The sequence below is a fragment of the Paenibacillus sp. PK1-4R genome, from assembly GCF_030369595.1.
GTDB lineage: Bacteria > Bacillota > Bacilli > Paenibacillales > Paenibacillaceae > Paenibacillus.
This window is the reverse complement of record NZ_CP126535.1, coordinates 4,710,434-4,730,386: the sequence shown is the minus strand read 5'-3', so window position 1 is coordinate 4,730,386 and position 19,953 is coordinate 4,710,434. Positions and strand designations below refer to the sequence as shown.

19 protein-coding genes and 1 tRNA gene are annotated in these 19,953 nt (G+C 45.4%); 17 read left to right on the top strand and 3 right to left on the bottom strand.

The window, feature by feature from the left end:
• The first annotated feature begins 206 nt into the window (after positions 1-206).
• Both QNO02_RS20570 and QNO02_RS20565 read left to right on the top strand, forming a co-directional pair.
• Positions 207-1,355, top strand: a complete 1,149-nt coding sequence (locus QNO02_RS20570) for a sensor histidine kinase (RefSeq protein ID WP_165980228.1) — start codon at positions 207-209, stop codon at positions 1,353-1,355.
• A gap of 108 nt (positions 1,356-1,463) precedes the next feature.
• Complete coding sequence (locus QNO02_RS20565; protein WP_105599677.1) at positions 1,464-1,946, top strand: NucA/NucB deoxyribonuclease domain-containing protein; 483 nt, start codon at positions 1,464-1,466, stop codon at positions 1,944-1,946.
• A gap of 194 nt (positions 1,947-2,140) precedes the next feature.
• On the opposite strand, the gene QNO02_RS20560 is transcribed toward QNO02_RS20565, so the two are convergent.
• Positions 2,141-2,365, bottom strand: coding sequence for a hypothetical protein (locus tag QNO02_RS20560; protein ID WP_017687353.1), 225 nt, complete (start codon positions 2,363-2,365; stop codon positions 2,141-2,143).
• A 207-nt stretch (positions 2,366-2,572) separates the two neighbouring features.
• On the opposite strand from QNO02_RS20560, the gene QNO02_RS20555 reads away from it, so the two are divergent.
• From QNO02_RS20555 to QNO02_RS20545, 3 genes are all read left to right on the top strand, one after another.
• Positions 2,573-3,022, top strand: coding sequence for a general stress protein (locus tag QNO02_RS20555; protein WP_047843724.1), 450 nt, complete (start codon positions 2,573-2,575; stop codon positions 3,020-3,022).
• A gap of 464 nt (positions 3,023-3,486) precedes the next feature.
• Positions 3,487-3,572: transfer RNA gene (locus QNO02_RS20550), tRNA-Leu, on the top strand.
• A gap of 370 nt (positions 3,573-3,942) precedes the next feature.
• Complete coding sequence (locus QNO02_RS20545) at positions 3,943-6,864, top strand: insulinase family protein (protein ID WP_289389844.1); 2,922 nt, start codon at positions 3,943-3,945, stop codon at positions 6,862-6,864.
• Positions 6,865-7,011: 147 nt separating this feature from the next.
• On the opposite strand, the gene QNO02_RS20540 is transcribed toward QNO02_RS20545, so the two are convergent.
• Complete coding sequence (locus QNO02_RS20540) at positions 7,012-7,719, bottom strand: helix-turn-helix domain-containing protein (RefSeq protein WP_249912170.1); 708 nt, start codon at positions 7,717-7,719, stop codon at positions 7,012-7,014.
• A gap of 250 nt (positions 7,720-7,969) precedes the next feature.
• Between QNO02_RS20540 and QNO02_RS20535 the strand changes: the two genes are divergently transcribed.
• The 5 genes from QNO02_RS20535 to QNO02_RS20515 all read left to right on the top strand — a co-directional run bounded on the left by QNO02_RS20535 (position 7,970) and on the right by QNO02_RS20515 (position 11,840).
• Positions 7,970-9,190 carry a MalY/PatB family protein gene (locus tag QNO02_RS20535; protein WP_289389841.1) on the top strand — a complete coding sequence of 407 codons (1,221 nt, stop codon included), beginning with the start codon at positions 7,970-7,972 and terminating at the stop codon, positions 9,188-9,190.
• Between the two features lie 241 nt (positions 9,191-9,431).
• A complete protein-coding gene (ung, locus tag QNO02_RS20530) occupies positions 9,432-10,100 on the top strand; it encodes a uracil-DNA glycosylase (protein WP_017687368.1) in 669 nt (222 codons plus the stop codon).
• A gap of 19 nt (positions 10,101-10,119) precedes the next feature.
• Entirely contained in the window at positions 10,120-10,539 is a 420-nt protein-coding gene (locus QNO02_RS20525; RefSeq protein WP_017687369.1) for a hypothetical protein, read from the top strand.
• A 467-nt stretch (positions 10,540-11,006) separates the two neighbouring features.
• Positions 11,007-11,591 carry an LOG family protein gene (locus QNO02_RS20520; RefSeq protein ID WP_017687370.1) on the top strand — a complete coding sequence of 195 codons (585 nt, stop codon included), beginning with the start codon at positions 11,007-11,009 and terminating at the stop codon, positions 11,589-11,591.
• A 120-nt stretch (positions 11,592-11,711) separates the two neighbouring features.
• On the top strand, positions 11,712-11,840 hold the full coding sequence (locus QNO02_RS20515; protein ID WP_255319930.1) for a hypothetical protein: 129 nt from the start codon (positions 11,712-11,714) through the stop codon (positions 11,838-11,840).
• A 218-nt stretch (positions 11,841-12,058) separates the two neighbouring features.
• On the opposite strand, the gene QNO02_RS20510 is transcribed toward QNO02_RS20515, so the two are convergent.
• Positions 12,059-12,325, bottom strand: coding sequence for a hypothetical protein (locus QNO02_RS20510; RefSeq protein WP_036614763.1), 267 nt, complete (start codon positions 12,323-12,325; stop codon positions 12,059-12,061).
• A 231-nt stretch (positions 12,326-12,556) separates the two neighbouring features.
• On the opposite strand from QNO02_RS20510, the gene QNO02_RS20505 reads away from it, so the two are divergent.
• From QNO02_RS20505 to QNO02_RS20475, 7 genes are all read left to right on the top strand, one after another.
• Entirely contained in the window at positions 12,557-13,294 is a 738-nt protein-coding gene (locus QNO02_RS20505) for a glycerophosphodiester phosphodiesterase (RefSeq protein ID WP_091028554.1), read from the top strand.
• A gap of 272 nt (positions 13,295-13,566) precedes the next feature.
• Positions 13,567-14,622: a FecCD family ABC transporter permease gene (locus tag QNO02_RS20500; RefSeq protein ID WP_036614761.1), complete on the top strand. Its 1,056-nt coding sequence runs from the start codon at positions 13,567-13,569 to the stop codon at positions 14,620-14,622.
• 2 nt (positions 14,623-14,624) lie between these two features.
• Complete coding sequence (locus QNO02_RS20495) at positions 14,625-15,656, top strand: FecCD family ABC transporter permease (protein ID WP_091028555.1); 1,032 nt, start codon at positions 14,625-14,627, stop codon at positions 15,654-15,656.
• A 44-nt stretch (positions 15,657-15,700) separates the two neighbouring features.
• Positions 15,701-17,416 carry an ABC transporter ATP-binding protein gene (locus QNO02_RS20490; RefSeq protein WP_091028558.1) on the top strand — a complete coding sequence of 572 codons (1,716 nt, stop codon included), beginning with the start codon at positions 15,701-15,703 and terminating at the stop codon, positions 17,414-17,416.
• A 230-nt stretch (positions 17,417-17,646) separates the two neighbouring features.
• Positions 17,647-17,976 carry a hypothetical protein gene (locus tag QNO02_RS20485; RefSeq protein ID WP_289389831.1) on the top strand — a complete coding sequence of 110 codons (330 nt, stop codon included), beginning with the start codon at positions 17,647-17,649 and terminating at the stop codon, positions 17,974-17,976.
• Between the two features lie 126 nt (positions 17,977-18,102).
• Positions 18,103-18,684: a DUF3221 domain-containing protein gene (locus QNO02_RS20480; RefSeq protein WP_249912176.1), complete on the top strand. Its 582-nt coding sequence runs from the start codon at positions 18,103-18,105 to the stop codon at positions 18,682-18,684.
• Between the two features lie 180 nt (positions 18,685-18,864).
• Complete coding sequence (locus QNO02_RS20475) at positions 18,865-19,947, top strand: DUF3626 domain-containing protein (RefSeq protein ID WP_289389828.1); 1,083 nt, start codon at positions 18,865-18,867, stop codon at positions 19,945-19,947.
• Positions 19,948-19,953: the final 6 nt, after the last annotated feature.

Sequence of the window (19,953 nt, the reverse complement as noted above, 5' to 3'; positions counted from 1 at the left end):
GTATGTTCCTCCTGATGAGTAGTTAGGTTATTGTGTAATGTTAGTTATCAACTATTACCCAAGAACCACATGACTTGAATAACTGTGTTACAATTAAAATATATTGATTTAATATCAACACATTCCGTTTGGTTAGTTTTCTCTCCTTATAATGTACGATTACAGAATATATAAACATTAATGTGTGTGAGATGAAGGAGGAAGGCATGAGCCAACATAATCAACTCTCATTACAATGGGAATTTATCATCTCGAAAGTGAAATCCTCCGTGACGGTGGTCGATGCTACCTTGCCTGAGCTTCCGCTCATGTATGTAAACGAACACTTTACCCAACTGACAGGATACACGTATGAAGAGTCTGTCGGACACAATTGCCGATTTTTGCAAGGGCAGGATACAGACCCCGAAACGGTAATGCAGATTCGTGATGCATTAAAGAAACAACAATCCATTAAGATTGATATTTTAAATTATACAAAAAGTGGTCAGAAGTTCTGGAACGAACTGAATATTGATCCGATTTTTAATGAATCCGGAGAGTGTTTATATTTTGTAGGCATTCAATACGATATTTCAGAACGGAAGTATGCTGAACAGCAGTTGAAGTTTGCAACTTCCATGGCTGAGATGAACAGCAGAGGGCAATTGGAATTCATCGGCAAGTTGAATCACGAGCTTCGTACCCCGCTTAACGGCATTATGGGCATGATCGAACTTGCCAGTATGGGTGAAACTACGGATGAGCAGAAAGAATATCTGGAGCTTGCACGTCAATCAGGTGAGGCGCTGCTGAACATCATTAACAATAGCCTGGATATGGCGAAACTGGGCAGAGGCAAAATGGATGTTGAAAACATTGAGTTTCAACCCCTGAAGCTGATTCAACAGATTGTGAAGACACATGAACCTGCGGCACAGAATAAACAAATACGTCTGCTCTGTCATGCTGATCTGAATGTTCCTGATGTGCTTATCGGTGATCCGCTAAGACTTCGGCAGGTACTGGATAATTTGCTGAGTAATGCGATCAAGTTCACGGAACAAGGTGAAGTGCAGTTACAGGTGGATGTGAGGAAACAACTGATGGATACCGTTGTATTGGTATTCTCTGTGAGTGATACGGGAATTGGCATTCCTCAGCATCAGATCGAACAATTGTTTGATGCATTTACCCAGACCGACATCTCCCATGCGCGCCGATTTGGCGGAAGTGGTCTTGGTCTGACCATCTGCAAAGAACTGCTGGAACTGATGAATGGTCAGATTTCGGTGGAGAGTAAAGAAGGGAAAGGCACACAGTTTGAGGTGACACTGCCCTTGCTGCGCCAACAGGCCATTCCCAATGTAGGATAATAATCAAGCAGGACAGCCGGGCGGTCTCGGCTGTTTTTTTATTTTTTTGGATTGTTTTACGAACGGGCGTTCTGTTATAATGCAAGTGTTGAATGGGGGAGACACAGCATGAGTAAGAGACGCACAAGAAGAAAGCGTAAAGGTAAACAAGGTTTCAAAAAGCAGGTTTTGACGCTGGTAGCAATGCTTCTGGTAGCCCTCTATGCCTGGGCTGGGGGCGAATGGCCGGAGGAGATACCTTCTCCATTCGGTGGGACTAATAAGAGTGTAGACCATACCATTACGTTCCCTTCAGAGCGTTATCCCGAAACAGCCAACCATATTAAAGCTGCTATCAAGGCAGGGCATTCGGATGTATGCACCATTGATCGTAATGGAGCGGAAGGCAATCGGGATTTATCACTTAAGGGTGTTCCGGTCAAAAAAGGTAAGGATCGTGACGAGTGGCCCATGGCGATGTGCGCTGAGGGAGGAACAGGTGCAGATATCCAGTACATTACTCCGAAGGATAATCGCGGTGCGGGTTCATGGGTAGGGAATCAGTTAAGTACATATCCGGATGGAACACGAGTGAAGTTTGTAGTGAAGTAACAACAGGATATGGGTGGACAGAAACAAGGATAGAGTAAGGCATTCGTTGTGAGGCAGTGGCAGTATGTTACAGGATAAGTAGAAGAGAAAAACCAGACGTGCATGCGTCTGGTTTTTTGGTATAAAGTGCTGGCTTAAATAGATCTAGTTAACGTATCTATACGGGAACTGAGTTTCTAGGATTACAGAGCCGACTAAACGAGTTGCATTCCGCTTAAATGATGAGAACGGATGCTTAACAGACGCGTAACATGTTCAACCTCATCAAACGGTATCCACAGACTTCCGTGAACCGTACGTAAGGAGAGAATGGATGTATCAGCGGTACGCTCGGGAAATCCGGTTACCGTCTGACCGCTTGTATTACGAACCATGATCTGTTGTTTGCGCCGGATGGCAATTTCTACCTCTTTTTTCATAAGTCATTGCTCCTGATTATGAGATGTTAAATCCATATGTCAATGTTTTCAATGGTTAATTTGTCTTCTTTATCTAGTCTATCAGAACTAGGTATAGATTTCCAGAAGAGAAATCAACATTCTTCTAGGTGATTTGTCTTAGCTGTGGACGATCCGTTTTTGAATGGGGATTACGGGGTTATATTAGGGTAAAAGGAGGGGAACGGAATGACACAATTGATTATTGGGCTGGCCCGTACCGAAAACGAGGCTATAATTATGCTGAATAAGGTCAAAGAGGAAGGTATTAAGGATAAATATTTGGGAGCGGTGGCGAAGGAGCAGCTTAATCTGGAGCTGGTGAGCGAGAAGACAGGTCTGCCCAAACCGTTGAAGGGTGCCGGAACAGATGGTGCCTTTGGCGCTCTGAAAGGCATATTGGCTGGGCTGGGGAAGCGAATGGATCAGACAATGTCGATCGGAAATGCAGTGCGTAGACTCGCTGGTAATGAGATTGGGAGTGAGACTGATGATTTGGTGCTTACACTGACTGAAGCGGGGATCTCGGAGGAGGATGCGCGGTATTACGAAGATTGGCTGTTAAAGGACCATATCTTGGTTATCGTGGAGTGCAGTGAGGAAGAAGCGGCTCGTGTTCGACCTATTTTACTTTTTTAGTTTAATTTAAGGCTGATTTTAGGTTTCTTTAATGTTGGGGAGGTATTCTTATCTCACACCTCCCTTAATATAGATTGGTTTACCGGAAGTCCGGGACCGCAACTCGGACTTTCTAGGCACTGCGAGCTGACGCTTGCAGTGCCTGTTTCATTTATATAAGTTGAACTAAAGATTATTTACACTGACACTCCGATGACAGAATAACCTTCTAATCGCTGTTATCCCCAGATTTTTTCGATTCCCTTTTCTCAAGGGAAAATCCGGTGATAGCGTATGCTTCCGATGCAGCTTTCTTTCAGAAAGCTTTTAGGCGAGCGCTTCGCTTTTTCAGTTTTTTCTGTCCTCTCCGTTATCGTGTAAATCATTAGTTAAACTTATATAGTTAGATTATTTTTATAAAAAGTGTTGCAAAGTTAATTAATTCATGGTAAGATAGTTCTTGTCGCCAAGAAATACATAATCCTGCCGGGGTGGCGGAATTGGCAGACGCACAGGACTTAAAATCCTGCGGTAGGTGACTACCGTACCGGTTCGATCCCGGTCCTCGGCATCTTAAAAAGAAAGATCGCATGACGCTTGTTAATCAAGCTGCATGCGATCTTTTTTTATGTTTTTTAATATCAATGTCACTTCATTGTAGACCACATCACCATGCAGCTCATAAACATAAACCCTGCATAATACATATCAGAAGGTACATTTATCTGACTTTTATGAAGAGACGGAACAATGGTGTATACTATCCGTAGGCATATATTACCTTTACCTTGCTGAACGATATAAGTTCAACTACACATTTACACGATACAGCGATCGGAAGGTTATTCTGTCATCGGAATGCTCGTGTAAATAACCATATGTGAACTTATATTGAGTCACAAAATCAATAAAACAATCTTATGGACGGAGGACTCAAGTTTATGTTGAAACAGCTTAAGCCATACAAGGTGTTACAGGAGCGCAGAATCGAAGAATTGAAATCGGATGCGTATCTGTTGGAGCACCAGAAATCCGGGGCCAAAATTGTACTTTTGTCCAATCAGGACGACAACAAAGTATTCAGTATCGGTTTCCGCACACCTCCGGAAGATGATACAGGGGTAGCCCATATCCTCGAACACTCCGTGCTCTGTGGGTCCAAGAAATTTCCGGCCAAGGATTCTTTTGTTGAGTTGCTGAAAGGTTCATTGAATACATTCCTTAACGCCATGACGTATCCCGATAAGACGATTTACCCGATTGCGAGTCGTAATGATCATGACTTCCATAACCTGATGGATATATATCTGGACGCGGTATTGAATACGAATATTTATGAGAATGAAAAAATATTTCTGCAGGAAGGCTGGAACTATAATCTGACCTCTACAGATGATGAATTAACCTACAACGGAGTTGTATATAACGAGATGAAGGGGGCCTTTTCTTCACCGGAACGAATGGTGCGCAGAGAAGTATTAAACTCCCTTTTCCCGGATACCACATACTCCTCCGAGTCTGGCGGATTCCCAGAGGCTATTCTGGATCTAACGTATCAGGGGCTGCTGGATTTCCACACGAGATACTACCATCCTTCCAACAGTTACATCTATCTCTACGGGGATATGGATATGGAAGAGAAGCTGCAATGGCTCGATGAGAACTATCTGAGTGCATATGATCGCATCGAGATTGATTCGGCCATTCAACTTCAACCTGCCTTTGCAGAACGGGTAGACACAGTTAAGACTTACTCTGCGGGAAGTACGGAATCGGAAGTGGATAACAGCTTTTTGACCTATAACGCGGTGATTGGCACAAGTCTGGACAAGGAACTGAACATTTCGTTCCAAATTTTGTTATACGCACTGCTGAACGCTCCGGGAGCGGTATTGAAACAGGCTTTGCTGGATAAAGGAATTGCGAAGGACGTCTACGGTTCGTATGATGACAGTCTATATCAGCCTGTATTCACCGTTGGACTGAAGAAGAGTAACCTGGCGAGCAAAGAGGATTTCCTCGGAACGGTCAAAGAAGTGCTTGAGCGTGTGGTAAAAGAAGGCTTTGATCCTAAAGCGCTCCTTGCAGGAATTAACTCGTATGAGTTCAATCACAGAGAAGCGGACTATGGCAGAATGCCGAAAGGCCTGATCTACGGATTCTCCTCCCTGCAAAGCTGGTTGTACGATGAAGAAGCACCTTTCACTCATTTGGAAGCCAATGACGTATTTGCTGAGCTGCGGACAAAAATGAACGAAGGGTACTTCGAACAATTGATCGAGAAGTATTTATTGCAAAACACACATACTTCCTTTGTAGCTCTGACACCGGACAAAGGGCTGAACTCACGCAAAGAAGAAGCGTTGAAAGAACGTCTGAAAACTATTCAGGCCGGTCTTAGCGAGGAAGAAGTTCAGACGTTGATTCAGAAAACGGAAGCACTCGCCGAGTATCAGAATACACCTTCAACCAAAGAGCAGCAGCAGGTCATTCCGACGTTATCGATTGAAGATATTGAACCAAAAGCCTCTACGTTGCATCAAACGTTGAACCAGGTCGACGGTACAACCATTCTTCATCATAACCTCTACACCAACGGAATTGGTTATCTGAGACTGTTGTTCGATATCAAAGAAGTGCCACGTCATCTCCTGCCGTATGCAGGGTTGCTCAAGAATGTACTGGGTTACGTGGATACTCAAAACTACTCGTTCAATGAACTGTCCAATGAAATTCATATTCATTCAGGCGGTATTCATAGCGGGATTGGATCTTATGCCAACGCACATAAGCATAATGAATTCAAGGCTACCTATGAGTTCAACGCCAAAGTGTTGTATGACAAGCTTGGATTTGCCTTTGATATGATCAAAGAAATTGTGTTCACATCCCGATTCGATAATTCGAAGCGATTGTATGAGATCATCTCCCAGATGAAAGGTAACCTGCAACGTAATCTGATCAATAGCGGACACTCTGCTGGAATTGGCCGGTCTTCGTCCAAACATTCAGCGGTTGCGGATTTCAGGGAAGCTGTAAGTGGTATCGCGTTTTACCAGTGGCTTGAGGATCTTCAGGCGAATTTTGAAGCTAGAAAAGAAGAGTTATCTTCTAGCTTGCAAGAGTTGACGGGGTATATTTTCAGACCGGAGAACTTGCTTGTTAGTTACACTGCGGATGATCAGGGATATGAAGGACTGGAGCAACGGGTATCTGATCTGAAAGCGAAGCTATTCACACATGAGGTTGCCAAGGAAGAATTTACATTCACACCGGCTACTCATAAGGAAGGATTCCGTTCCCCGTCAGAAGTGCAGTACGTGGTGCAAACGGGCAATTATATCGACAAAGGATATCAATACACCGGTTCACTACGGGTCTTGCAGGGAATCCTGTCTCTGGATTACTTATGGACCAATATCCGGGCCAAAGGTGGAGCTTATGGCTGCATGTCAGGCTTCAGACGGAACGGAGACAGCTACGTTGCATCGTATCGTGATCCTAACCTGGATAAAACGTACAAAGTATATGAAGAGATACCGCAATATTTGACCGATTTCCGGGCAGACGAGCGGGAGATGACACGTTATATCATTGGTGCGATTCAGGATCTCGATACGCCGAGAACACCTTATGGCGAAGGAGCATTCTCGCTGGAGTGTTATCTGTCGAATGTGACTGAAGCGGATCTGCAACAGGAACGTGACGAAGTGTTAAGCACAAAGGAAAGCGACATTATCGGTTTTGCTAAGCTTTTATCGGCCATACTTGAACAGCAACAGCGCTGCGTGATCGGTAATGAGAACAAGATTGAGGAACAGAAACAAATGTTTGACGAAACGCTTGATTTAATTAAAAACTAAGCGTAAGTCTCGCTTATTCCCGGATCGAATAGGCGTCATAGCGAAAGGCACTTTTATGAGCTGGTTTCAACAGCTTATAGAAGTGCCTTTTCTAATGGGGAGGGACTGTCTCTATCCCATATGAGAATGTGTGACACGCTACGTTGTTCAAGTGACAGCGAGCATGTTGTATATTTTCAGGGTCCGCAGATCTTCCTTTGAGATTTTTAATTCATTATATAACTCCTGATTCTCGGGCAACGGGGTTCTGGAGAATAACATTTTGAGCGCGATAGGCATGAAAGGTCTGAAGGAGACACCAGCCATCAGTCCCCATTTTTTCTCTGATTCCTGAAAAGACGCCAGAATATTAATATATAGATTCTCCAGCGGTGTAGCCTGATTTTTCAAAATCAGCGTGGTGAGTGTATCATAATGCTCGGTGTGGCCCCAATACATATTCTCGCATTCCTGATAGTTCTCAAAGTCCTTCACATTCATATACATCACGGTGCGATAACGGTTGGCATCCGACTGAGCCATCATGTCAATGACACAACGAATCAGAGTGTTGTTACGCCCGTCATAGAAGTAGGAATAGAAACGAGTGGAGTTCTTGAAAAAGCTGGACGGGACCGCGTTCATCAGGGGAGATGCATGCCTAGGTTCTTGATACAAGAGTTGCTCTACCTGAATGTTTAGCGCATTCGCAATATGATGTAACGTGACCAGATCAAGTGTAATATCTCCGCTTTCATATTTGGACAGAGTGCCCTTGCTCTTGAAGATCTGATCCGCAAGCTGTTGGATGGTCAGTCCCCGCCACTTCCGAAAGTTTCGTATTTTTTTGCCAACTTCCTGATTGATATTGTTCATAATCGGTTCTCCTTATGTAATGTTTCTTGAGAGTACGTGAAAATGATGAAAGTCATTCATAAAAATGATGTTATATGAGAAATATATCACTTTCTCACGGAAATACCTATTTTGAAGAAACAATTAACTTCATTTGTTTCGTCAGGATAGATTGTATTGCATTTGATGCAATTCCGGCGTCATGAAATAATAGGTGTAATACGACATGAAACGACAATGAAAAAGTAAAGCAGATAGAGGAGCAGAAGCTATGAAATATAACTTTGATGAGATTATAGACCGCACAGGAACAAATGCCATGAATACGGATGGTTTCCGTCAATATATTTTTAACGCCACAGAGGACATGACTTTTCCATTCAAAGATGAAGAATTCATTCGCATGTGGATTGCAGATATGGAGTTCGCCACACCTCCCGAGATTCTGGATGCAGTTAAGGAGCGTCTGGACCGTAGAATCATGGGTTACTCTCAGGTATTTGATCCGGCATACTATGAAGCTGTCTCGAATTGGATGAAAAGACACTATGATTGGTCCTTCCCGAAGGAGCATTTGGAGACCTCCAACGGAATCATCCCTGCTTTATATGAACTGGTGGAATATATCTGTCAATCGGATGAGAAAGTACTGATCGTGACCCCGTCTTATGGTTTCTTCAAGTCAGCTGCAGAGCATAACAATCTTGAACTGGTGTGTTCGGATATGATCAATGAGCAGGGGCATTACTCGATTGATTTTGAGGATTTTGAAGCCAAGGCCAAGGATGAAAAGGTAAGGGTATGTATTTTCTGCAACCCCCATAATCCGTCTGGACGTGTCTGGACAACGGAAGAGTTACAACGTGTGGGTGAGATCTGTCTGAGGAACAATGTATGGATTATTTCGGATGAAATTCACTGTGATCTGCTGCGGACTGGCAAGAGACATACGCCACTCGCGAAGCTGTTCCCGGATACCGATCGAATCATTACATGCATGTCTCCGAGCAAAACATTCAATATGGCTGGTCTGATGTTCTCCAATGTCATCATCCCGAATAAGGCACTTCGAGACATCTGGCAGACACGTCATTATGGTTTCAAAAACCCACTGAGCATCGCTGCCACGCAAGCGGCTTACGAAACGGGTGATGAATGGCTGAAACAATTAAAAGGGTATCTAGACGCCAATTTCGCCTGCGTAGAACAGGTTGTGAAGCAGCATCTACCACTAGCTGTTTTTCACATTCCGGAAGCAACATATCTGGCCTGGATTGATATCTCGGCATATGCTCCCCAAAATGTAAGTTTACCGTTATTCTTCGCGGAGCAAGCGGGTGTGTTGCTCGAAGATGGACATATGTTTGTAGCGAATGGTGAGGGTTGTATTCGGTTGAATCTGGCTTGTCCCCGTTCTGTCCTTGAGGAAGGATTACGTAGAATTAGCAGTGTGCTTGTGAAAGAAGTCGAAGAGGTACCAGTTCAAGTATAAAGTTATCAAGTCATCGCGCAACAGCGTGGTGACTTTTTTGTATGAGTATACTTAGTGTAGCAAGAACACGGTTTATTCCGAGGTGAACGTATACCCTGATGTGCAATTCTGGTCTGCTGTCCCCGGTTATGTTAAAATGGTGGATAGTCTATGAGTTGCATGACATGCGGCTCTCAGAAGGTAGAGCCCAGTAGTTGGGCTGAGCGAAACTGCATTCATCAGGGGAAAGGAGCCTATACATATGTTTGGAAACGATTGGGACAAGGTGCTTCAGGAAGAGACGGAAGCCGAATATTTTAACAAGATTCGTTACACTCTCGCCGCTGAGTACAAAACGCAGACGGTCTTTCCGCCCAAAGAAGACCTGTTCTCTGCACTGAAGCTGACGCCATATCATCAGGTTAAGGCTGTAATTATTGGTCAGGACCCTTATCACGGAGCGGGTCAGGCTCATGGATTAAGTTTTTCGGTTAGACCGGGGGTACGTGTACCGCCTTCTCTGAAAAATATATATAAGGAACTTCATGCCGATCTGGACCTGCCAATTCCGAATCATGGATCTCTGGTTCATTGGGCGCAGCAGGGTGTGCTGCTATTAAATGCGGTTCTGACAGTCCGTGAAGGTCAGCCGAACTCCCATCAGGCACTGGGCTGGCAGACGTTTACGGATGCTGTCATTCGTGCGTTGAATGAACGTTCGGAGCCGATGGTATATATGCTGTGGGGCAGTCATGCCCAGAAGAAAGGTGCATTTATTAACAGGGACAAGCACCTGGTACTGGAGTCTACACATCCCAGTCCGCTGGCTGCGCATCGCGGATTCCTCGGCAGTCGTCCCTTTTCCAAAGCCAATGACTTCTTGACCTCCAAAGGTATTGAACCGATCGATTGGAAGATACCTGAAAACTAGACAGATGGAGGTGAGAACATTGCGACATTGGATAGGACGAAAAGTAGCGGTATATCGTGCAACAGGTATACGGGAGCCATTAAAGGGAACGCTGGTCGAGTGGGATGAAGAAGCGGAATGTGTACGGATCGGACCGAAACGGATTAAGGTGTCGTTTGACAATATCGCAATGATAAGACCTCTTCCCGAAGAGAGTCTTCCCTTAAAGAAAGCACGTTCTGAAGTGCACAAGGTTGGATATGTGATGAAAAAGGCGATTCAGTTCGAAAATGCGATCTATTTCAAGTCACAGGTGATGATCTGGCGCCGGGCCAAAATTGTAGCATTATCCACGACGATTCTGCGTCATGACGAGGATCAGGTTGAACTTGCAGATGGTCGGGTTCTTCGTAAAGACAAGCATATGTTTGTCGTACGTTCACGCCGTGGGATACGTTAGTTATACGAAGATTTAATATTCATTTCATGCAAAGATCATATGGATTTAATGTTTGGTCTGTATATTAGGTAATAACAACCCCTTCTAAATTGATGTGTATTGAAATGGGAGCCCGACCGGCTGCAAACGGTCGGGTTTTTTTTGCCCATTGGTTCTGTTAACCTGTTGTACGTTGTACATACCCATAACATTCATGTTATATATTATTAAAATAGATAAATTGAACTAAACATTTACACGAGAACGTAGAGGGCAGAAATAACCTGAAGAAGCGGAGCGTTCGCCTAAAAGCTTTCTGAAAGAAAGCTACATCGGAAGCATACGCTATCCCAAGATATTCACCTTTGTAAAATTGAATCAAAAAATCTGGGGATAACAGCGATCGGAAGGTTGTTCTGTCATCGAAGTGGCAAGTGTAAATATTCTTTAGTTCAATCTAAAAAGATCATGAGAAGGAGTGAAACCCAATGAAACGTATAGCTGTTTTTGCAGGCTCCAATCCGGGAAATCACCCCGATTATACAGAGAAGGCTGTCCAACTGGGCAAACAGATTGCTGATAGTGGTTATGCACTGGTCTATGGTGGTTCTTGTATGGGTTTGATGGGTGCAGTAGCCGATGCTGCTCTTGAGCAAGGGGGAGAGGTAATCGGGGTAATGCCTACCGGATTGTTCCGGGGCGAGGTTGTTCACGGAGGGCTCACACAACTGATTGAAGTGGGAACCATGCATGAACGGAAGGCTACGATGGCTGAATTATCCGATGGATTCATTGCACTTCCCGGCGGCATGGGTACATTTGAAGAACTATTCGAGGTACTGTGCTGGGCACAGATCGGTATTCATCGTAAACCTGTTGGCTTATTAAATGTCAACGGATATTATGGACCGCTAATGAAGATGGTAGAACATAGCGTACAGGAAGGATTCTCCAACACTTCGCATCTCAGTCTGTGGAGTCTGGAAGCTGATCCGGCTGAACTGATCAAACAAATGTCATCCTATATTCCTGCAGAGCTGACTCAGAAGTGGTCACAACTCAACGGGAAATGAGTGCATAAGAAGACGGGCCTGTACCCAATCGTTCCTCGGGAGAATTTTCGATCTGCCCAAGCAAGTTGCGCTATCGGACATAGTCTATAGTGTACTTCGATGAAGAGGGGAGTGTCACTGATGAGCGAACTCAAAGGTACAGGTTACGGATATTGCGGAGGCTTCGGTGGTGGAGCATGGACATCGACAGGTGCAATTCTGGTATTGTTCATTCTGTTGGTTATTATCTCTCGCACATTCATTCTGTAATTCGGTCAGTATCCCGGGACGGGGATGACGCTGCAGAGGCAGCGCCCGAATAAAAAATGACCTTTCCAAAGAGACGCTGGTATATGCCGGCGTTTCAGGGGAACGGTTTTTTGACGTTTCCAGCATACGTTGAGTATTTGAAAAAGCAAAAACCTGCCCCTGAATAAGGTCAGAAGCAGGAGAGAGCCTCCTGAGCCATTAGCTGCGCAACAAGCAGCTTACACCACAACAGCAGTTTGATCCGGATTACTTAACGATTTCCAGGCGATATATAGCCCGATGGCGGCTGCAATTAAGGAGAGTATTGCTGCAACAATAGCCAGCTGATCCAGTGTGTTGGGTGAACTGGAGTTAAGAGAACGCTGATTAGCCGTCTTGCCGGATTTGTTTTTGATATGGACAGATGATCTGGAAAGCCTGGAAGCCGACTGTAACTGGGATGTGTGAGGACGCGTAGGTATCGATTTTTTCTTTGAGGGATTCAATAGTCAACCTCCTTATAACGGAGTTCAGTGCTTCCATCGTTCATACTATGTTATGTCGATTTTCAGATTGAGTTCGCAAAAATGAGTGAATCCCCAGCCCGTTAGATGTTGGGCCCGGTCGCTAGTATCAGCGAAGCAGGTAACCCATTATACGCTCTGTTAATACAGGTCTAACAAACGGTGTTTATAGTAAGGATCATAGAGTGAAGCTTGAACACAGGAGGCGCTGGAATGAGGAACATGGAGATTATTGCCCACCGTGGTGCATCTGCCGTATGCCCGGAGAATACGATGAGCGCTTTTGAACGAAGTCTGGAGCTTGGAGCAACAGGCATTGAAACTGATGTGCAGATGACGAGTGATGGCAGACTGGTACTGATTCATGATGAGACGTTAAGCCGAACTGGCGGCACAGAAGGCTGGGTTAAGGATACGACTTACGATCAATTGCGCACACGGGATGCGGGGTCCTGGTTCCATGCTGATTTTGCCGGCGAACGTATTCCTTCTCTGGAGGAGTTATTTAAGCTGGTACAGGGGAAAGGAACCCTGCTTAATCTGGAATTGAAAAATGGTATTGTGAGTTATAAAGGGATGGAAGAGATGGTTATACAGGCGATCCGGGACTGGAATCTGGAGCAACAGGTCGTGCTGTCCAGCTTCAATCATGCATCGCTCGTGAGATGTAAACGTCTTGCCCCGGAGATTCGTACAGCACTTCTATATATGGAAAAGTTGTATCGTCCCTATGATTATGCCGCCAAACTCGAGGCTACCGGCCTTCATCCCTACAAGCTGGCGGTGACACAAGAAGATGTTGCTGCTGCACTGGCACATGGCGTTGTTACCTATCCATTTACGGTGAATGATCCTGCTGAGATGCAGGCCATGATTGACATGGGTGTGCAAGGGATCATTACTGATGTTCCGGATGTCCTGGCATCCTTACTTACGGTACATGCTCGTTAAACGAGTCTGTATTTTACATGTTCTACATATGCAATGATAAGGCTGTGTTCGAGCTATTTGGCTCTTGCGCAGCCTTTTTGCGTGTAAAATTGTGTGCAAATCTTCATATATGCAATAAACATGTCCTATTTGTCCATTGCCAGAGCCCGTGGATTCACTTACAATGGTCTATGGGAATGAGAATCAATATCATTAAAGTTCGGTATTTATAGAGAGGTGATTGTTATGTACATAGGTTTGAGCAGCTCCACTCATAACGAGGGTGGGCGCGTATGAGTTCACAAGCTTCACCAGAAAAACATAATCCGGATTCACCCACAGCGAAGATACACACTCGTCCGTGGGCAGCCACACTTATTCTTACAGGGGGAGTTTTGCTACTCGCTCTGGGTATGGCGTTGTCCATTTCATTTGGTGCTGCTGATATTAAGCTTAGTGTAGTCTGGAAGGCTATCTTTGATTTCAATCCTGAGCTGACACCACATCAGATCATATGGGAGATTCGATTACCACGTATCCTTGGAGGAGCAATGGTAGGTGCATGTTTCGCTGTAGCTGGTGCGATCATGCAGGGTATGACTCGTAACCCGCTGGCCGATTCAGGTCTGCTTGGGTTAAATGCGGGAGCTGGATTTGCGCTTGCAGTTTGTTTTGCCTTCTTCCCTGGATTGCCATTTATGTATATCATCATGTATTCCTTCCTTGGGGCAGGGCTTGGTGTCCTGTTGGTGTATGGTTTTGGTGCAGCTTCCAAATCAGGCCTTACACCACTACGCCTTGTACTTGCAGGTGCGGCTGTATCAGCGATGTTGTCGGCACTCAGTGAAGGGATTGCATTATATTTCAGAATTGGACAAGATCTGGCTTTCTGGACAGCCGGTGGTGTAGCCGGAACGAAGTGGTCTCAACTTGAGGTCATGTTCCCATGGGTACTCGCGGCACTGATCGCAGGTCTTCTCATCTCCCGTTCCATTACTCTGCTTAGTCTCGGAGAAGATATTGCGGTGGGCTTGGGGCAACGTACTGGGCTGATCAAGCTCATAGGCCTGATTGTTGTACTGATTCTCGCGGGTACGGCTGTGTCCGTGGTGGGTGCGGTCGGTTTTGTTGGACTCATTATTCCCCATCTCACGCGGAAGCTGGTTGGGGTCGATTATCGCTGGATTATTCCATGTTCCGCTGTGATGGGCAGTCTGTTGCTTGTATTTGCGGATCTGGCTGCACGTATGATTAACCCGCCGTACGAGACGCCAATTGGCGCATTGGTTGCCCTCATCGGGGTACCATTCTTCCTGTATCTGGCGCGTAAAGAAAGGAGGACTCTGTAACGATGGAATCCTCAACAATAGTTGGAGCAGAGCGCAAGAAGAGAACCAAGAGTACGATTGTCCTCATTGTGCTTGCCCTATTAATTATTACGGCTTTTGTGGTGAGCATGAACACAGGTTTTACCAAGCTTTCGCCGCTTGAGGTGATGCGAACCCTGTTTGGTGGAGGCACGGCGAAACAGGAATTGATCCTGTTTGAATTCCGTCTGCCACGTATTGTAATTTCGGTGCTGGTCGGGGCCGGACTTGCGTTATCTGGTTGTATTTTGCAGGGAGTATCTCGGAATGCGTTGGCAGATCCGGGGATCCTCGGGATTAATGCAGGTGCTGGTCTGGTCGTCATGTTATTTGTTTCCTTTTTCCCCACAACGACAGCAGCGCCGGTATTTCTTTTACCAATTCTGGCCCTGATCGGTTCTGGTTTTGCTGCATTTCTGATCTACGTTCTCTCTTATAAAAAAGGAGAAGGCATCCTGCCTACGCGTATGCTGCTAACGGGGATCGGGGTAGCGGCGGGAATCAGTTCTGCCATGATCGTGCTTACGTTACGGCTTAGTCCGGAAAAGTATCAATTTGTAGCTACCTGGATGGCAGGCAGCATCTGGGGTTCGAACTGGAAATTTGTAACGGCATTGCTACCGTTTCTTATTATTCTTGTCCCGCTTGTTCTGTATAAGGCACGTGTATTGAACGTACTGAATCTGGGGGACCAGACTGCAAGCGGACTCGGGACTCCGGTTGAGCGTGAGCGACTGATTTTGCTTGCGGCTGCTGTAGGACTTGCCGGCTCATGTGTATCTGTAAGTGGGGGGATCGGTTTTGTTGGTCTGATCGGACCGCATTTGGCGCGTCGTCTGGTCGGTCCCAAACATCAATTTCTTTTACCCGCATCTGCACTGATCGGTTCATTGCTCGTACTGGTTGCAGATACGCTGGGTCGTGTCATACTACAGCCTTCGGAGATTCCTGCGGGGATCCTGGTTGCCATTATTGGTGCGCCATACTTCCTGTACCTCTTAAGCAAGACGAAATAGAACGTAATCATCATTGTGTGGTTGCATAAGGAGGACTTCAGTCCATGCTTCGCCGTTTCTTTGCCTATTATAGGCCTTACAAAAAGCTCTTTATTCTTGACTTCAGTTGTGCGATTTTAGTCGCTCTGCTGGAGCTGGCTTTTCCACTGGCGGTCAACCGGGTAGTCGATGATCTGCTGCCAGGCGGCCGCTGGGACTGGATTCTATGGGCGTGTCTGGCATTGCTCGGCATCTACTTCTTGAATTCATTCCTGAACTTCGTGGTTACCTATTGGGGACACAAGCTGGGTATTAACATTGAGACGGATATGCGTAAAAGTCTGTTTAATCATGTGCAGAAGTTATCGTTCCGTTTCTTCGATAATACAAAAACAGGACACCTCGTCTCCCGCATGACTAACGACCTGATGGATATCGGTGAGATTGCCCATCATGGTCCAGAGGACGTATTTATCGCGGTCATGACTCTAATTGGTGCATTTAGCATCATGATGAGCATTAACGGGAATCTGGCGGTGTTAACCTTTATTATCGTACCGCTGATTATCTATCTCTCGCTCTACTTTGGGAGTAAAATGTCCAAGGCATTCAGCCGAATGTTCGGAGATATTGCGGACTTCAACGCCCGTGTTGAGAACAATATCACAGGTATCCGTGTTGTTCAGGCTTTTGCTAATGAAGAGCATGAAAAAGCACAATTCGCTGTAAACAACGGTCGTTTCCGTCAGACCAAACTGATCGCATACAAAATCATGGCCTGGAACTCTTCTGTCAGTTATATGCTGATGAAGCTGGTATCCCTCTTTGTCCTGGTATGCGGAACATGGTTTGTCATTAATGGCAGTATGACCTACGGTCAGTTCATTGCATTCATTATGCTGTCCAATGTGTTCCTGACACCAATTCAGAAGATCAACTCGGTTATCGAGACGTATCCCAAGGGGATTGCAGGCTTCAAACGTTATACGGAGCTGCTCGATATGGAACCGGATGTGGAAGATCGTCCAGGGGCCGTTGCGGTATCCCATTTGCGTGGAGATATTCGTTATGAGCAAGTGACCTTTGGTTATTCGGATCAGGAGCCAGTACTCAAAGGTATCGATTTAAATGTACATGCAGGGGAAACCGTGGCCCTCGTCGGTCCATCGGGTGCAGGTAAAACAACGCTGTGCAGTCTGCTACCACGATTCTATGATGTGCTGGAAGGTCGCATCACGATTGATGGTCAGGAGATACAGGACATGACACTGGACTCCTTGCGCAGCCAGATCGGTATTGTACAACAGGATGTATTCCTTTTCGATGGAACCATTCGGGAGAATATTGCCTACGGCAAGCTGGATGCATCCGAAGAAGAAATCTGGATGGCCGCCAGACGTGCACAGATGGAACCCTTGATTCAATCGATGCCGGAAGGGCTGGATACGTTAATTGGTGAACGCGGCGTGAAGCTGTCCGGTGGACAGAAACAGCGTTTGTCCATTGCCCGTATGTTCCTGAAAAACCCGCCAATTCTGATCCTGGACGAAGCCACTTCTGCTCTGGATACAGAAACGGAAGCGGCGATTCAGCAATCCCTTGCTGAATTGTCCGAGGGCCGGACCACACTGGTTATTGCTCACCGATTGGCTACGATCAAAAATGCAGACCGCATTATTGTCGTTGCTGAACAAGGTATTACGGAGCAGGGACGTCATGAAGAATTACTCGCAGCAGGTGGGGTGTACAGCCGCCTTCACTATGCGCAGTTTGGCGCGTAACCTGTTCGATGTGGATGTAACAATGTAATACGAGAAGTAACGCCATCGTTCTTGACTTGGAAGGAGTCAGGACGGTGGCGTTTTTTTCTTTTTCATGATCAAGTGTGGGTCAGGGGTACTGTGCTCTTATCTGCCTGTGATCATGGATATGGAAACGGGTAATATAGTAAAGAGAACGCTTAACGTGTAAGATATGTTCATCATCTTGCAAGATATAGGAGGTACACGATATGCAGTTGAACGATATGCTGAAGATTCTTATAACCTGTCTATTATTTATTCTGATTTGGTGGCTTCTGACTCAAGGGATTCGCAAACTTTCCAGTACTCGTGCGGGGTCTGGTTTTCCACGCTGGAGTGGATGGTCCATTGGACTTTTCATTGTTGGCGCCGTGCCACTCGGTTTTTCGCTATACACAGAGATCTTTGATAAGCGCCTGGATGCTAACATCGGGTTGGGGCTTGCCATGTTTTTTGTATGGGCTTATTGTGTGATCTTGTTGTGTGCGGCGTTGGTGGTATGGGGAAGGTATGTGTACAAAAGGGATATGAAGAAGTGAATATTTGGGTTGATCGGTGCTGGGTCCGTCAGGAAGTTAAGGGTGAGCTAACAGCTGTATTTGTAACAATAAACTGATATGGAACGTTAAATTTAGAAAGAGGTGTTACTAAAGGGGGATGTACATATGTCCAATCTTCGTCGAGTCCTCATATTGCTCTCAATCCTAATCGTATGTCTTACGGGATGTTCAGGACATATCGATTGCAACTCTGTGCAGGCTCAAGCCAATGCACCAAGTGAAGATGGATTCACTGGTTATGTGGTTGAACGCAAAGACAATTCCATTCTTGTGGTTGATCCTGCATATGAGGATTTCAGTGCGAACGGAGGAGGAAATCGGTATTATCCGGCAAAATGGTTCTCCAATGCGCCTGATCCGCAGATCGGCTCCTATGTTGAAGTCTGGACGGATGGAGGGCCGGAAAATCAACCCTATCCTGGGCAGGCCAGAGCAGAAAAGATAGCGGTATCTTGTCCAAATACTCCAGACGGTGCGCACATGACGGATGCGGATGCGATTCGTAGCGGACTGCATTCACTTGATACAGAGAACATGCATATTCCCGTCATAGAGGACACACGGTTTGATGCAGATACAGGGACATGGACCATTCAGATGCGAGATGCGAATACAGCGAATGAAGAGCAAGTAGTTCATGTGACCGTGAAGGATGAGGAGAAAGTTAAGACACAAGGCGGAGAATAAGGGGTTCATAGCTTTATGATGGTGGAGGAACACGCGTTGCACATGAATATGATTCAAATTGAAAGAAATGATGTGGATTAGATTAATTGCAAGCTATCATGATTTTTGAACCGCCTGTAAGTTCCCTTACTGTCCATCATGTATTATGATTTTATAAAAAGGGAAAGGACTCTTACGCGCATGGAATTATCAAGGTCTCAGCAATTAGCTCAAGAGCATGTAACCAATTATGCAAAAAGCCGCAAAAATGAGGCGGAGCAAACCATTAGAGAAATCCTTCGTATGTCCAACATCGAGCTGAAGGCATTTGAAAAAGCTATCAATAAACTAAAATCTCATGCAAGTATTGCGCTACACTTTCACCCAGATCGATTAGATCCGAATATGAAAAGCGTGGCTGAGGCACTACTTGAGCAGGGGGGTTATAAAAGTCAGTTTGAGACTTTTTTATCGAATGGAAGTGTATCCGCATTTTCAGGCGGTGAACGTGACGTTTGGGAGAATAAAATGTTTGGCGGAGCGTACCAAATAAATGGCTCAACCAATAGCGAACGGCCCAAGTATGGGGCACTCAATGTCATGTTACATCCCGATGGACCTGCTCCGCGTTTTGGATCATGTTATTTCCTTTTATCCACTGAGGTCTCTCAACGTTGCACGTATACATATTTGGATTCTCACCAAGACCCTGAGGAAAAGGGGACGTATGAGGAATTTGACCTCATTTTGGCTGCTCTCATGAGGGATGTATTCTATATTAATTTTGCCATTGGTGAAAGAAATCTAACGGTTCAAAAGTTAATCGATCATATGCACGTCAATCTTGAGAAACCATTCCAAAATCCATCAAACCAAGAGCCAAACCGAAATCTGGACCATTATATCGAAGCTCAGGTTCATGGTGATATTTCCCTTGAAAAAGATGTAAAGATACTTGTTGCCGACCCATCATTTAAAGGCACCCATACAGGAAGAATCTTAGAGCAGATATGTTTAAAGTATTCCATTGATCTCCACTGGCACATGGGCTTTACACTATTAGTTAATGACGTTCCTATGGATTTTCGAGGTCCTTCGATGCCTTCACTAGCCAAGAGAATTGCAAAAAGTGATTTGATTGATGCAAATATCATTGGTTCTGCAGCTATGGACTTGAAACGAAACCCAAGCCATTGGAGCGATAGAGGAACCTACAAAGAAGTTCTACAAGAGTTGAAATTACTCTGGCATGTCTTAGTGAGATATGGAAAGCCAATGGAGTAATAGGAG